The following is a 13,665-nucleotide window of genomic DNA, read 5'->3' on the forward strand; positions in this document are numbered from 1 at the left end:
GGGACGGAAACGCCGAAGGGCGTCGGCGCCGTCGCCCCGGTGTGGTACGGACTCGCGACGCCGCGCTGTTCGCCGTGCTCGGGCTCTGCTGGGGCGGGACGTTCCCGGCCGTCGAGGTGGCGCTGAACGCGGTGAAGCCGGTGCTGCTCGGCGCGCTCCGGTTCGACGTCGGCGCGGTCGTCGCGCTCGGGTACGTCCTGGTCGCTCTCGACGACCCGCTCCCGCGGACCCGCGACGACGGCTGGGCGGTGCTCGTCGGCGCGACGCTGCTCGTCAGCGTCAACGCCGCCTTCCTGTTCGTCGGCCAGCGGTACACGACTGGCGGCGTCGCCTCCATCGTCTACAGCCTGAACCCGATTCTGACGACGGCGTTCGCCGGGCTGCTGCTCGCCGACGAGGGCCTGGACGCCCGCGGCTACGTCGGCGTCCTGCTCGGCGTCGCCGGCGTCGCGGTCGTCGCGAACCCGTCGCCGTCGGCGCTCGCCGGCGAGACAACCGTCGGGGTCGCGCTGGTGTTCGTCGCGGCGGTCTCCGTCTCGCTCGGCGGCGTGTTGACGCGCCGGCTGAATCCGTCGGCGCCCGCGCTCACCCGGACCGCGTGGGCGATGGCGGTCGGCGCGGTCCAGTTGCACGTCGCGTCGGCGCTGCTCGGCGAACCGGTCCCCGCCGCCGCGGCGTTCACGCCGCGGGTCGTGGCCGCGCTGCTGTTCATGGGCGTCTTCGCGAGCGCGGTCGCGTACGGCTGTTACTTCACGCTGCTCGACAGCGTCGGCGCCTTCGAGACGAACCTGGTCTCGTACGTCGTGCCGGTGGTCGCGACGGTGCTCGGCGCCGCGCTGCTCGAAGAGCCGGTGACGCCGCTCACCGTCGCCGGATTCCTCCTCGTCGTCGCCGGGTTCACCCTGTTGAAGCGCCGCGCGCTCGCGCGGCTGGTCGGCGGTTACGCCTGAAGGTCGTCGAGGTCCGCGAGAATCTGGTCGGCGTGCTCCTCCGGGTCGACGCCCTCGTACGCCTTCGCGATGGTGCCGTCGGGCGCGACGACGTACGTGTTCCGGAACACCCCGGTCACCTCGTTCCCGAAGACGTTCTTCTCGCCGTAGGAGTCGTATGCGGCCGACACGGAGCCGTCCTCGTCAGAGAGCAGGTCGAACGGCAGGTCGTACTTCTCGGCGAAGTCCGCGAGGTCGTCGACCGGGTCGTCGCTGACGCCGAAGACGGGGACGTCGCGGTCGGCGAACTCGTCCCACGAGTCGCGGAAGCTGCACGCCTCGGTCGTACAGCCCGGCGTGTCGGCGCGCGGATAGAAGTACACGACGACGTACTGGTCGTCGTGCGCCGACAGCGACACCGGCTCGCCGTTCTGGTTCGGCAGTTCGAAGTCGGGTGCGTCGTCGCCTGGCTCGAGCATACCGGGACTGTGAACGCCACCCGAAAAGTCGTTCCTATCGCGGCACCGGCGGCGTCACTCCAGCGGCTCGGCGGCGTCGCGCTCCACCAGCGGCTCCGCGTTCGCCGCCGGCAGCGACACGACGTCCTCGGCGGCGAGGCTGTACTCGCGCTCGTCGACGCCGAGAATCTCGCCGACGTCCCGCGTGATGCGGACCGTCTGTCTGTCGCCGGTGGCGTCGCTGTCCCCGGATTCGTCGCCGGCGTCCGCGGTCTGTTGCCCGCCGGAGCCGTCGACGGCTCCCGGGGGTTCGCCGTTCGCTTCCGGCGGAACCGGCTCGTCGTCGCCAGCGGCGCCAGCGTCATTCGCCGGGGGCTGGTCCGTCACCGCCTCGGCCTCGCCCGTCCGGTCGTCGGCGGCGCGGGGAGCCGCAGCGTCGGCGTCCCCGTCGGCGCCGCCGGTGTCCTCGCCCGCGTCGCCGCCCATGGCGTCCGCGAGCACGCCGCCGGACGCGTCGTCCGCGTGGTCCGCGCCGGCTTCGAACGTCTCGTCGGGCGGACCGGCGTCAGCAGCCGACTCCGCCGCGTCGACGCTCCCCGTCGGCGCTTCCCCGGCGGCCGTCTCCGCGACCGCGGTGGCGTCGTCGACCCCGATGTCGACGTCGGAGCCGCCGGCGAGCACGTCGAGGACGGCGTCTTTGTTCTGCTCGATGCGGGCGACGAGGTCCTCGAACAGGTCGCGCTCCTGCCGCGTCATCCCCTCCGTGTCCGTCGGGGCGCCCGCCGCGGCGAACGACGCGAGCTTCACGACCTTGCCGACGCGGCGCTCGTACAGCGACTCGATGACCTCCTCGGCCGTCTCGATTTCGTCCGAGAGCTTCCTGACGTCCGAGTCGGAGAAGGGGTCGTCGACGGACGACGCGCGCTCGTCGCGCTGTCGCTTCCGGTCGCCGATGTAGTCGGCGACGTCCTCGTAAAACGAGTCGCGCAGGTGCTGGAGGCTGTCCTTCCTCCGCTCTTTCGACTGTACCGTGCGCAGTTCGTCGAGGTCCATGGGTTACTCCTTCGCCTTCTCCGCGCGTCCGCGCGCCATCAGGAACACGCCGACGTACTCTGGAACGGAGACGACTCCCTCCGACACCTTATCTCTATCGTCGCCGACCTCGACCCGGCCCGGGTCGACCACGTCGACGAGGATGTCCCGGTCCGTGAACCGGCCGGGGACGGCGTCCCGAAGCGGCTCGAAGCCGTCGATGTCGCCGCGTTCGAGCGGCGTCACGACGAGCCCGCTGCCGCCGTGGATGGAGCGCGGCAGCCGGATGAGCCGCCGGAGGTCCGTCGTCACCGGCTCGTCGATGGGCGCGGTCTGCTCGGCGACGACCTCGGAAGCGATGGCGCGAACCAGCGTCGACGCGCCCGGGCCGAGTTCGACGTTCCCGGACTTGACGCCCTCCGGGTTCCGTTCGAGGACGCCGTAGATGGTCGACGCCGTCTTCTCGCCGACGCCGTCGAGTTCCTGCAGTTCGGCGAGCGCCGCCTCCTCGTCCATCTCGCGCAGCCGCTCGGCGTACTCGACGAGCGCCTCGTGGACGCGACGCCCCCAGCCGCCCTCGGCGCGGAGCCGCTTCTGGAGCGCGCCGCGCTCGTTCGGCCGGCGCTCGATGAGCCCGTCGTAGTTCAGGTCGACGGCGCGGACGTAGTCGACGATTTCGCGCCGCGCCGCGGAGTCGAGCCGTCGCATCGCCGGGTCGCGGACGTGGACGTGGTAGCCGCGGCCGCCCGAGAACACGACCGTCAGGTCGTCGTCGCCGAAGCCGAAGTCGGCTTCGAGGAAGTCCAGCAGGTTCAGCAGTTCCTCCTTGCAGGCGGCGAGCATGTCGGCGTAGCCCGTCTTCTCCGGGTCGACGCCCGGGAGGTGGTCGGCGTCCAGGTCGAAGACGAGGTCCGCAGAGCGCCACCCCTTCTCGCTCATCTTCCGGTTGCCGGGGTCGGTGTACCGCGCGGCCGAGAAGTAGGCGTGCCGCGGCGCTTCGCGCGCGAGGAACTCGCCGACGCCGCCGATGTCGAGCAGCGACTGGTGACGGACCATCGTCGTCCCGTCGCCGGCCGTGAACGGGATGTGGCCCCACTCGCGCTCGTTGGCCGCCGGCGGCGGCGAGACGTCCGCGCTCCGGTAGTAGTCGCCGAAGCGCCCCTCGAGGTAGTCGCGCGTGCGCCGATTCATTCGCTCTCCGTCCGTAGCCGCGGTGACGCCAAGAGTGTTGTCGTCTCCGGCCAGCCGTGCCCGGCGAGCCGCTCAACCGCTCCGCTGCTCCGTCGCCCGGACGCGTGGACTGCTGCGGACGAACACGTGAGAGGCGAACGCGGATTCCCGGAACACCTATCCGGCGACTCCCCGACGGGTGAGCCATGATCGACGAGACCGTCGCCGAGATCCGGGAGATGCAGACGCACTCCTCGTCGGTGGTCGCCGTGAAGGCCGCTCGCGCGCTCCGCGACCTGCTCGGGCGCGAGTACGCGACGCTCGACGAGTTCGAGCGCGACCTCGACCACAACGCCGGCGCGCTCCGCCGTGCGAACCCGTCGCACGCGACGCTCCACCAGGCGATGCGGGACGTCGTCGACGACGTCATCGGGAACGCCGAAACCGTGGAGGGCGCGAAGAAGCTGCTCGACACGGCGGTCGAACAGGTGGCCGAACGCGTCGAATCCGGGAAGCGCGAAGCCGCCGTCAACGCCGCCGAGACGTTCTCGGACGGCGAAACGTTCCTGACGCACGACTACTCGTCCACCGTGCTGGAGGCGATCGAGTCGGCGGCGGCCGGCGGCGCGCACCTGACCGCGTACGTTACGGAGGCGCGGCCGCGCTACCTCGGCCGGAAGACCGCGCGGACGCTCGCCGGCATCGACCGCATCGAACCGCACCTCGGCGTCGACAGCGCGGCCGGCGAGTTCCTCCGCGAGTGCGACCGCGTCGTCCTCGGCATGGACTGCATCGTCGGCGACACCCTGTACAACCGCGTCGGGACGTTCCCCATCGCCGCCGCGGCCGACGAACTCGGCGTCCCGGTCGTCGTCGTCGGCTCCGGCGCCAAAGTCATCGAGGACGGCTTCCAGTTCGAAAACGAGTTCCGCGCGCCCAGCGAGGTGCTGCTCGAACCGACGGAGGGCATCGACGTCGAGAACCCGGCGTACGACGCGACGCCGATGCGGCTCGTCGACGAGGTCATCACCGACGACGGCCGCGCGGAGCAGTAGTCGGTCTGCCGGCCGCGAGCGACCTCACTTCTCGGCGTCGAGCGGGTCCTCGATGTCGCCGACGACGGCCTCGAACGCGTCGGTCGCGGTGAGCAGTCCGCGGACCTCCCCGTCGCCGACGACCAGCGCGAGCTCTTGCCCCTCCATCTGGAACCGGTCGATGGCGTCGCTCACCGTCGTCTCGGGCGAGAGCGTCATCGGCGGCGACGCGACGGCTTCGAAGTCGAGTTCGTCGTCGGCGAACTCCCGCAGGTGCTTGACGAACGCCGGCATGTAGACGATGCCGCGGAACTCCTCGAGGGTGTCGCCGACCAGCGGGAACCGAGTGTGCGGGTGCTCCTCCATCACAGCGAGGTTGGACGCCGTCGACGCCGACACCGACAGCGACACGACGTCGTCGCGCGGCACCATGATGTCGGCGACCGGCTGTTCGCCGACCCGGAGCGCGTTCACGACCTCCTCGCGGCGGTCCTCCGGGAGGTCGCCGGCGGCGAGCGTCGAACTCAGTTTCTGCCGGAGGTCGGCCCGCGTCTCGATCGCCTCCTGTTCGGCCTCCAGCCACGCGCCCGTCATCTCGACGCCGAACAGCTTCAGCGTCCACTTCGCCACCGTGTCGCCGACGGCGATTATCGGCCGGGTGAGCCGCGTGAACCAGTACAGCGGCCGGGCGCCGTACCGGCAGACGGTCTTGGTGCGTTCGACGCCCAGGTACGTCGGCGTCTGCTCGCCGTGAGTCAAGTGGACGAGGTTGATGATGACGAACGCGACGACGGCGCCGAGTCCGACGCCGGCGACCGCGGACCCCTCGAACACCGGCTCGACGACGGCGGCGAGCGCCGGCTCTGCGACGATACCGACGGCGATGCTCGACGCCGTGATGCCGACCTGGCAGCTGGTGAGGTAGATTTCGAGGTCGTCGGTCATCTCTCACGCCCGGCGCAGCCCGGCGGTGTCGAACTCGGCCTCCTCGAACTGCCGGACCCGGGTCATCGCGAACTCGATGGCGACGAAGAAGCCGTTCGCCAGGATGAGAGCGACACCGGCGGCCAGCCGTGCGGCGAGCTCGACAGGAGTCATCGTCGCCGGTTCGTTCGTCCGCGGCAAAAGTGGTGTGCCCGACGCCCTCCGGCTCTCTGCGCACGGCCGAGTCGCCGCGCCGCGGTCAGGCCTGCGGGTACCGCGGGGTTTTCGGCTCGGCGATGCGGCTCAGCTGTTCGGGGCTCAGCGACACGTCGAGCGCCCCGAGGTTCTCGTGGAGGTGGTCGGCCGATTTCGGCCCGATGATGGGCGCGGTGACGACGTCCCGGTGGAGGAGCCACGCGAGCGCGACCTGGGCGGGGGTCGCGTTCTCCTCGGCGGCGACGGCGCGCACCGCGTCGAGGACGGCCCAGTTCTCCTCGCTGAAGTAGCTGCGGACGGACTCGGAGGCGGCGCCGCGCGTCCCGGCGGGCGGCTCCGCGTCGCGGTCGTACTTGCCGGTGAGGAAGCCGCCGGCGAGCGGCGACCACGGGATGACGCCGACGTCCTCGCCGTCGCAGACGTCGAGCACGTTCGGCTCCTCGTAGCGCGCCACCGCGGAGTACTCGGGCTGCATCGAGACGAACCGGCTGTAGTCTTCGATGTCGCTCGTGTACAGCGCCTTCGTGAACTGGTAGGCCGTCATCGTCGACGCGCCGACGTAGCGGACGCGGCCGGTTTCGACGAGGTGGTCGAGCGCGGCGAGCGTCTCCTCGATGGGGGTGTCGTCGTCCCAGCGGTGAATCTGGTAGAGGTCGACGTAGTCGACGCCGAGTCGGTCGAGGCTCGCCTCGCACTGGTCGATGATGTGTTTCCGCGAGAGCCCGGAGCCGTTCGGGCCGTCGCGCATCTCGCCGAACACCTTGGTGGCGAGCACCAGTTCGTCGCGGTTCGCGGAGGCGACGGCGTCGCCGACGATCTCCTCGGACTCGCCGGTGGAGTAGACGTTCGCTGTGTCGAGGAAGTTGATGCCGGCGTCGAGCGCCTCGTGGATGAGGTCGACGCTGTCGTCGTGGTCGTTCAGCATCCACGGCTGCTCGGTGCCGAAGTTCATGCAGCCGAGACAGAACCGCGACACCTCCAGGCCGGTCGAGCCGAGCGTCGTGTACTGCATCTCCGCCATGGCAATATTTGCTTCGTCGGCGGTGATAACCCTGGGGAAACCGTCGCCGCCGCGACACGGATTCACACGGACGCCGAGCCCGCGGCTGGCGACCTGAAAACGTCGAAAAGGCGCGTCCGGTCGTTAGATGCGGCCGACGTTCTCGACGGAGACGGACTCGACGCCGTCGACGTCGGAGAACGACTCCTCGACGGCTTCCGTGCCGCCGGCGTCATCGGGGACGATGACCGTCGGCAGCAGCGCGACGAGGCCGAAGGCGACGTCGTCACGTTCGACGCCGCGAATCTCGGCGCCCTCCGGCAGCGACTCCTCGAGTCGCTCCTGGAGTTCGTCGAGGTCGATGTCGGGGCTCTGCGGCATGACCTTCATCTTGGCTGCGACCTTCCCCATCGTTAGGGCCCCCGGAAGCCGCAGTCAGGACACTCGTAGAGGTTGCTCTGCTTCCGGCACTTCGCACACCGGCTGATCTGCGTCCCGCAGTCGGGGCACTTGAACGTGGCCGCCGCCGTTCCCGCGACGTTGATGCCGCAGGAGACGCAGCGTCGCTCGGTCCGCTGCTCTGCTTCGCTCATACCTGTACGAACCGCCGCGCGGCTTTTAACGGTTGTCTTTCAGCCGCCGACGACGAGCGGGCCGAGCAACACGCCCATCAGGTGGACGCGTCGGCAGCCGAGCCGCGGCGGGACGAGTCCGACCACCGCCGCCGCGGCCAGCACCACGACGCCGGCGGCGCCGGCGAACAGCCACGACAGCGCGACGAGCAGCGCCAGCACCGAGCCGACGAGCCGCCGCTGATTCACCGCGCCGACGATGCGGAACGCCGCGTCGCCGACCACCAGCACGGCGAGAAAGCCGACCGCCGCGGCGACGACGACGACCGGGACGAACGTCGGCAACGCGGCCGGGACGCCGGCGTCGCGCATCGCGACCAGCACCCCGGAGCGCGGCGCGTCGAGCGCGGTGAACGCGAACAGCGCGAACACCGCGGTCGCCGTGTTCGCGCCGCTCGTCGCGACGACGTACTCGCGGGCCGGGTCGCGGCCGCGGGTGAGCGGCAGCGCCAGCGTGGACGCGACGCCCGCCGAAACGCCGGGGAGGTAGCCGACGGCGGCCCCCGCGGCGGTGCCGGCGGCCGTCGTCGCGGCGACGTCGCGTCGGCCGAGTGCGAGCCGCGCGTCCGCCTGCGCCGGCACGCCGTCGCCGTCGAGTGCGTCCAGCAGCACGGGCGCGCCGAACAGCCCGGCGAACAGCGGCGTCAACACGCCGCCCGCGCCGAGCGCCCCACGGACCGGGAGCGAGAGCGCCGCGTGCCCGAGCGACGCGGCGAGGAGGAAGGCGACGGCGCCGCCGACTCGCCGTCTCCACGTCGGCTCGGAGGCGACGAGCGCGACGACGACGCCGAGCAGGAGCAGCGGAAGGGCGGCCCGCAGTTCCCCGTACGCCGCTCGCATCGCGGCCGTGAGCGGGACCGCCGCCGGGACGGCGAGCAGTATCGCGCCGCCGCTACCGAGCGCGGACAGCCGGAGCGCCTCACGGCCGCGGCCCTCGATGACCAGCCGGTGGCCCGGCAACGCCGACACCGCCATCGCGGCGTCGGGGACGCCGAGCGCGAGCGACGGGACGACGTCGAGGAAGGTGTGGACGACGCCCGCCGACAGCATCGCGCAGCCGAGCGGGAGCGGGGGCGCGTCGACGGCGGGGGCGACGGCGGCGAGCAGCATCGCGAAGTTGTTGGCGTGGAGCCCCGGGAGCAGCCCGCTCAGGCAGCCGAGCGCACAGCCCGCGACGGTGTACGCCACGAGCGTCGCCGCTGCGGCCGGCACGACGAGCGGAAGTTGGGCTGCGGGGGGTGGCGCCACGAGCATCGACGCGGAGTGGCCGCGTTCCCGTACTTAGACGTTCGCCGCAGACGCGGCGCTGGCGCTGTCGCGCGGAGCGTCGAAAGAAGCGGTGTGGACTGCGGAGCGTCGCCGAGTTAGCCGAAGAGCTCGCCGAGCCCTTCGCCTTCGTCGCCGTCTTCCTCTTCTTCTTCGGCTTCCTCCGCTTCGGCTTCCTCCGCTTCGGCTTCCTCGGACTCCTCCGCTTCGGCCTCGCCGCCAGCGGCGGCGCCGCCGGCCGCGCCCGCAGCGGGGGCAGCGGCGGCCGTCTCGATGGCCTCCTCGATGTCGACGTCTTCCAGCGCGGCGACGAGCGCCTTGACGCGGGACTCCTCGACGTCGACGCCGGCCGCTTCGAGCACGGCCGTGACGTTGTCCTCGTTGATCTCTTCGCCCGTTTCGTTCAGGATGAGTGCAGCGTAAACGTATTCCATTGGTCTGAAGTTTGTGAGTGGTTATCCGAACATCGCGCCGAGGCCGTCGCCTGCGTCGCCGTCGTCGTCCTCGTCGGACTCGTCGGCGTCGTCGGCGTCCTCAGCGGACTCGGTGTCTTCGTCGCTCGATTCTTCCTCGGTGGCCTCGGCCTCGGCGGCCGGCGCAGCGGCTTCGACGCCGCGGAGCTCCTCCGGGAGCGCCTCCTCGTCGTCGATGGCGGCGGCGAGCGCGCGCAGCTGCGCGTCGGCCTTCGACACGAGGTCCGGCATCAGCTCTTCGTCCTCGATGGCGGCGTAGAGACCGACGGACTTCGCGTTGCCGGCGGCCTTCGCCAGCAGCGTCCCGGCGGTCTGCGCCGTCGGGTAGCTGCTGTTGACCGAGAGGTTGCGTGCGGCGGCCGCGGCGGACTGGATGTCCGCGCGGTACTCGTCCACGTCGATGGCGAGTTCGTCCGGCTCGAACAGGACGCCCTCGGAGTAGACGCCGCGGAGGTCGAGCCCGACCTCCTTCGGCTCGATGCCGAGCTGGTCGAGGACGCCCGCGAGGTCCGCGGACACTTCCTCGCCGGCTTCGAGCACCGTCGAGTCCGAAAGCACCTGAATCGACCCTTCCTGGATGCGCGCGTCAGCGCCGACCTGCTGGAGTTCGCCGACGAACGGACCCGGGTCGACGCCGGTGTCGCCCTCGGGGATGACGATGTCGTTCGGGGCGACCTCGCCGGCGCTGATCGGGGCCGGCGTCTTCGACGCCTCGAGCTGCTTGTACAGCCCGAACGGGTTGTCGTTCGTGCCGATGAGGCCGACCTCGCCGCTCACGTACTCCGTGAGCTGTTCGAGGCCGTCGTCGACGTCTTCGAGCGCCCGAACGACGAGCGTGTTCCGGCTCATCCGGAGCTCGGCGCTGCCGTGCAGGTCACGGCGCATCGCCTGGAGCTGCCGGCTCGGAATGCCGGTGACGCCGACGATACCGACCGAGGCGTAGCTGTCGAGGAAGTCGACGAGCTCGTCGACCTCGTCACGTTTCCACTCGGGGATGGTCTCGGTTTTGCGTGCCTCGCTCGAACTCATCAGACGGGCACCTCCACGGACGGCCCCATCGTCGTCTTGACGTAGATGCCGTCGAGGTTCAGCGGCCCCTTCTCGAGGTCCGCTTCCAGCCGGCGGATGATGACGTCGATGTTGTCCGAAATCTCGTCGGGGGACATGTCCTCCGCGCCGACGCGCGTGTGGAACGTCCGACGGTCACGGGACCGCAGCTGGACGGTGTTTTTCATGCGGTTGACGGTCTCGACGACGTCGTCGTCGGGCTGGAGCGGCGTCGGCATCTTGCCGCGCGGCCCCAGGATCCGCCCGAGGGCGGACGCGACGTTCTGCATCATGTCGGCCTCGGCGATGAAGAAGTCCGTTTCATCGGCGAGATCCTTGGCCTCGCCTTCTTCGTCGGCGAGGTCCTGCAGGTCGTCGCCCGACAGCACTTCGTCGGCGACGTCTTCCGCGCGCAGGGCGGTCTCGCCCTCCGCGATTACGACGATTTGGGTCTCCTGACCGGTTCCGCTCGGCAGGACAACCTCGTCGTCGACTCGATTCGACGGGTCGTTAAGGTCTAAGTCGCGTAGATTAATGGCCAGGTCCACGGTCTCGCGGAAGTTGCGAGCGGGGGCCTCATCTAGCGCTTGGGATACAGCCTCTTCAATCGTATCTGCCATTTTTCACCTCCGTAGTACGCGGTATGCTCCTACGGGTCAGTGAAACAGGCGTACGCCTGTCTCACATCGGGGAACGGTCATGAGCCACTTAAGGGCTCCGAAGCGCTGGGGCCGCGTAACGGGCTCACACGGTCCCGCCGAAGGGCGACGGGTCGACGCGCGACGCAGTCTGCACTCCGGGCGACTGCGTCGACGGAAAGAGAGAGGGAGCCGCCGGGCGGCTTACGCGGCCGCTTCTTCCGCGAGCACGTCGTCGTACTCGCCGGAGTCGACGCGCTGCTTGAAGGTGCGCGCGTCCTCGCCCTCGATGGTGACGCCGAGCGTCACGCACGTCCCGGCGACCTCCTTCGCGGCGTTCTTCACGTCGTACGCGAGCAGGTCGGAGTGTTTCTGCTCGGCGACCTTCTTGAGCTGTTCGACGCTCAGGTCGGCGACGAAGTTCTCCTGCGGCTCGCCGGAGCCGGTGTCGAAGCCGGCTTCGTCCTTGATGAGCTCCGCCGTCGGCGGGACGCCGACTTCGATTTCGAACGAGCCGTCGTCTTCGTAGTCGACGGTGACGGGGACTTCCATGCCGTCGAACGCCTCGGTCTGGTCGTTGATCTCCTGAACGACCGCCTGCACGTCCACCGGGGTCGGGCCGAGCTCCGGCCCGAGCGGCGGGCCAGGGTTCGCCTGGCCACCGGGGACGAGTACTTCGATGGATCCAGCCATAGGTCAATTGTCCGCCGCGCGGCGTTTAAGGGTTGCCTTCCGGAGCCGAAAACCGTGCGGACGGATACCGCAGCACAACGTCCCGGCCGGCCACGCGACGGCTCGCTTCGCGCTCCGCGCTCGCCGCTCGTTCCGAGGCGAACCATTAAGCCGCAGGGCGAATAGGGTCCGACAGACGTTCACATGGGGATGTACGAGCGGATTCTCGTCCCGACTGACGGTTCGGAAGGCGTCGAGCGCGCCGTCCGGCACGCCGTCGATTTAGCCGTCCAGCACGGCGCGACCCTGCACGCGCTGTACGTCGTGAACTCCGCCAGTTACGCCGGGATGCCGATGGAGTCCGCGTGGGAGGGCATCGACGAGATGCTGCGGTCGGACGCGGAGGACGCCATCGCGATGGTGGAGGCCGTCGCGGACGACTACGAGATCCCCGTCGAGTCCGCCATCGTCGACGGGTCACCGAGCAAGGAAATCGTCCGGTACGCCGAGGAGCACGACTGCGACCTCGTCGTGATGGGGACGCACGGGCGGGGCGGCATCGACCGGCTGCTGCTCGGCAGCGTCGCCGAAAAAGTGGTCCGCGGCTCGTCGGTTCCGGTGCTCACGGTCCGGGTCGCCGGCGACGACTGACCGCCGGCGGCGACCCACCACCAGCGGCGGCGGCGACGCGGCCCCGATTCTCACGCCGACCGGAGGTGTTCGCAGTCGCCGGCCGTCACCTGCACCTGCTCGTCGCCGGTGTCGACGACGAGCGCGCCGGGGAACGCGACGCCGACCGCCTCGCCTTCGACGACGCCGCCCGGCGTGTCGACGCGGACGCGCCGGCCGAGCGTGTCGCTCCGGTCGCGCCACGCATCGACGGCCCCGCGGAGGTCGCCGCGCAGTTCCTCGAACCGTTCGAGGACGCGCTGAACGAGGACGCGCCGGTTCACCTCGCCGCCGCGTTCGGCGGCGAGACTCGTCGCGTCCGCGTCCGCCGGGAGGTCGTCCGGGTCGACGTTCGCGTTCAGCCCGACGCCGACGACGAGCCACGACACCCGGTCCGCCTCGCCCTCCATCTCGGTGAGAACGCCGCAGAGCTTCCGACCGCCGCGACCGCCGGCGACGGGGGTCTCCTCGGCGTCCGCGTCGCCGCCTGCATCCGCCTCGTCGCCGACGATAACGTCGTTCGGCCACTTGATTCGGGCGTCGACGCCGACCTCGCGGCAGGCGTCCGCGACGGCGACGGCCATCGCGAGCGTGAACGCCGGCGCGTGCGCCGGCGGGACGTCCGGCCGGAGGACGACGGAGAACCAGACGCCGCCCGGCGGCGACGACCAGTCGCGGTCGAGTCGGCCGCGCGAGGCGGTCTGTTCGTCCGCGACGACCGCGACGTCGGCGGCGCCGTCCTGTGCGAGTTCGCGCGCGCGGTCGTTCGTGGAGCCGATGCTGTCGTGGAACTCGACGGCGTACCGGGCGTCCAGCCCGTACGCGAGCGCCTCGGCCGAGTAGCCGGTGACGTCGCCGACGACGTAGCCGTCGTCGGTCGACGCGACCTCGACGCCGGCGTCCCGGAGCGCCTCGACGTGTTTCCAGACGGCGGCGCGGGAGACGCCGAGCCGGTCGGCGAGCGCCGGACCGGTGACGGGGCCGTCGCCGAGCGCGTCGACCAGCGCGCGCCGCGTCTCGGGGAGCCCGGTCACTGTTCCGTGGCGTCGGCGGCGCCGACGGTGATGACCGTCGCGTCCAGTTTCCCGCGCAGGTACGACTCGATGTCCGGGTCGGACAGCAGCTTCCGGAAGGTGCGGCGCCACCGGCTCGCCTGCTTCGCGCCGATGACGACGACGTCGGCGCGCTCGGCGGCGACCTCGTCGAGGATGGTCTCCTCCACGAGGAACCCCTTGCGGACGACGTACCGGGCGTTGTCGATGGCGCCGAGTTCCCGCTGGACCGCCCGCCGCAGGTCGGCCCTGGTGACGTCGCGGGAGTCCTGATACAGGTCGACGTGGAGAATCGTGAGGTCGGCGTCCCGCTCGTCGGCGATGCGGACGGCCTCCGACAGCGTCGCCTTCGAGTGTTTCGACAGCGGATACCGGACGGGGACGACCACGAGCGTCATCGTCCGGTCGTCGCCCGCCGCGAACTAAACCCTACCTCTCTCCGCCGCCCGCCGA

16 protein-coding genes and 1 pseudogene are annotated in these 13,665 nt (G+C 70.8%); 3 read left to right on the forward strand and 14 right to left on the reverse strand.

What is annotated here, in order from left to right; all coding sequences use genetic code 11:
* The first annotated feature begins 41 nt into the window (after positions 1-41).
* The gene (locus ACQUST_RS13505) at positions 42-950 is read left to right on the forward strand and encodes a DMT family transporter (protein WP_435129594.1); all 909 of its coding nucleotides are present in this window, start codon (positions 42-44) and stop codon (positions 948-950) included.
* Here the strand turns inward: ACQUST_RS13505 and bcp are convergent.
* The 3 genes from bcp to priS are packed head-to-tail and all read right to left on the reverse strand — an operon-like array spanning position 941 to position 3,610.
* Positions 941-1,408 carry a thioredoxin-dependent thiol peroxidase gene (gene bcp / locus ACQUST_RS13510; protein ID WP_435129597.1) on the reverse strand — a complete coding sequence of 156 codons (468 nt, stop codon included), beginning with the start codon at positions 1,406-1,408 and terminating at the stop codon, positions 941-943. The two genes, ACQUST_RS13505 and bcp, sit on opposite strands and share 10 nt — an antisense overlap.
* A gap of 54 nt (positions 1,409-1,462) precedes the next feature.
* A complete protein-coding gene (locus ACQUST_RS13515; protein WP_435129600.1) occupies positions 1,463-2,440 on the reverse strand; it encodes a DNA replication complex subunit Gins51 in 978 nt (325 codons plus the stop codon).
* Between the two features lie 3 nt (positions 2,441-2,443).
* Positions 2,444-3,610 (reverse strand): DNA primase small subunit PriS, encoded by a 1,167-nt coding sequence (gene priS, locus ACQUST_RS13520; protein ID WP_435129603.1) that lies wholly within the window; start codon positions 3,608-3,610, stop codon positions 2,444-2,446.
* Positions 3,611-3,795: 185 nt separating this feature from the next.
* On the opposite strand from priS, the gene ACQUST_RS13525 reads away from it, so the two are divergent.
* Complete coding sequence (locus ACQUST_RS13525) at positions 3,796-4,644, forward strand: translation initiation factor eIF-2B (protein ID WP_435129606.1); 849 nt, start codon at positions 3,796-3,798, stop codon at positions 4,642-4,644.
* A gap of 24 nt (positions 4,645-4,668) precedes the next feature.
* Here the strand turns inward: ACQUST_RS13525 and ACQUST_RS13530 are convergent.
* From ACQUST_RS13530 to ACQUST_RS13570, 9 genes and pseudogenes are all read right to left on the reverse strand, one after another.
* Positions 4,669-5,721 (reverse strand): annotated as a pseudogene (locus ACQUST_RS13530) (hemolysin family protein).
* Positions 5,722-5,806: 85 nt separating this feature from the next.
* Positions 5,807-6,784, reverse strand: a complete 978-nt coding sequence (locus ACQUST_RS13535; RefSeq protein WP_435129609.1) for an aldo/keto reductase — start codon at positions 6,782-6,784, stop codon at positions 5,807-5,809.
* A gap of 123 nt (positions 6,785-6,907) precedes the next feature.
* Positions 6,908-7,174, reverse strand: a complete 267-nt coding sequence (locus ACQUST_RS13540; protein ID WP_435129612.1) for an elongation factor 1-beta — start codon at positions 7,172-7,174, stop codon at positions 6,908-6,910.
* A gap of 2 nt (positions 7,175-7,176) precedes the next feature.
* The gene (locus ACQUST_RS13545; RefSeq protein WP_435129614.1) at positions 7,177-7,356 is read right to left on the reverse strand and encodes an HVO_2753 family zinc finger protein; all 180 of its coding nucleotides are present in this window, start codon (positions 7,354-7,356) and stop codon (positions 7,177-7,179) included.
* A 39-nt stretch (positions 7,357-7,395) separates the two neighbouring features.
* Complete coding sequence (locus ACQUST_RS13550) at positions 7,396-8,649, reverse strand: tripartite tricarboxylate transporter permease (RefSeq protein WP_435129617.1); 1,254 nt, start codon at positions 8,647-8,649, stop codon at positions 7,396-7,398.
* A 110-nt stretch (positions 8,650-8,759) separates the two neighbouring features.
* Positions 8,760-9,095: a 50S ribosomal protein P1 gene (rpl12p, locus tag ACQUST_RS13555; protein ID WP_435129620.1), complete on the reverse strand. Its 336-nt coding sequence runs from the start codon at positions 9,093-9,095 to the stop codon at positions 8,760-8,762.
* A 21-nt stretch (positions 9,096-9,116) separates the two neighbouring features.
* Complete coding sequence (locus ACQUST_RS13560; protein WP_435129623.1) at positions 9,117-10,163, reverse strand: 50S ribosomal protein L10; 1,047 nt, start codon at positions 10,161-10,163, stop codon at positions 9,117-9,119.
* Positions 10,163-10,801 (reverse strand): 50S ribosomal protein L1, encoded by a 639-nt coding sequence (locus tag ACQUST_RS13565; RefSeq protein ID WP_435129626.1) that lies wholly within the window; start codon positions 10,799-10,801, stop codon positions 10,163-10,165. Before ACQUST_RS13565 ends, ACQUST_RS13560 begins: the two co-directional genes overlap by 1 nt.
* A gap of 222 nt (positions 10,802-11,023) precedes the next feature.
* Positions 11,024-11,512: a 50S ribosomal protein L11 gene (locus tag ACQUST_RS13570; RefSeq protein ID WP_435129629.1), complete on the reverse strand. Its 489-nt coding sequence runs from the start codon at positions 11,510-11,512 to the stop codon at positions 11,024-11,026.
* Positions 11,513-11,695: 183 nt separating this feature from the next.
* Between ACQUST_RS13570 and ACQUST_RS13575 the strand changes: the two genes are divergently transcribed.
* Positions 11,696-12,142 carry a universal stress protein gene (locus tag ACQUST_RS13575; RefSeq protein ID WP_435129632.1) on the forward strand — a complete coding sequence of 149 codons (447 nt, stop codon included), beginning with the start codon at positions 11,696-11,698 and terminating at the stop codon, positions 12,140-12,142.
* Positions 12,143-12,192: 50 nt separating this feature from the next.
* Here ACQUST_RS13575 and ACQUST_RS13580 read toward each other — a convergent pair whose 3' ends face one another.
* Entirely contained in the window at positions 12,193-13,194 is a 1,002-nt protein-coding gene (locus ACQUST_RS13580; RefSeq protein WP_435129635.1) for a biotin--[acetyl-CoA-carboxylase] ligase, read from the reverse strand.
* Positions 13,191-13,610 carry a universal stress protein gene (locus tag ACQUST_RS13585; RefSeq protein WP_435129638.1) on the reverse strand — a complete coding sequence of 140 codons (420 nt, stop codon included), beginning with the start codon at positions 13,608-13,610 and terminating at the stop codon, positions 13,191-13,193. The genes ACQUST_RS13580 and ACQUST_RS13585 overlap by 4 nt, the downstream gene beginning before the upstream one ends.
* Positions 13,611-13,665: the final 55 nt, after the last annotated feature.

This window comes from Halobaculum sp. D14 (assembly GCF_051195135.1).
Taxonomy (GTDB): domain Archaea; phylum Halobacteriota; class Halobacteria; order Halobacteriales; family Haloferacaceae; genus JBNTKA01.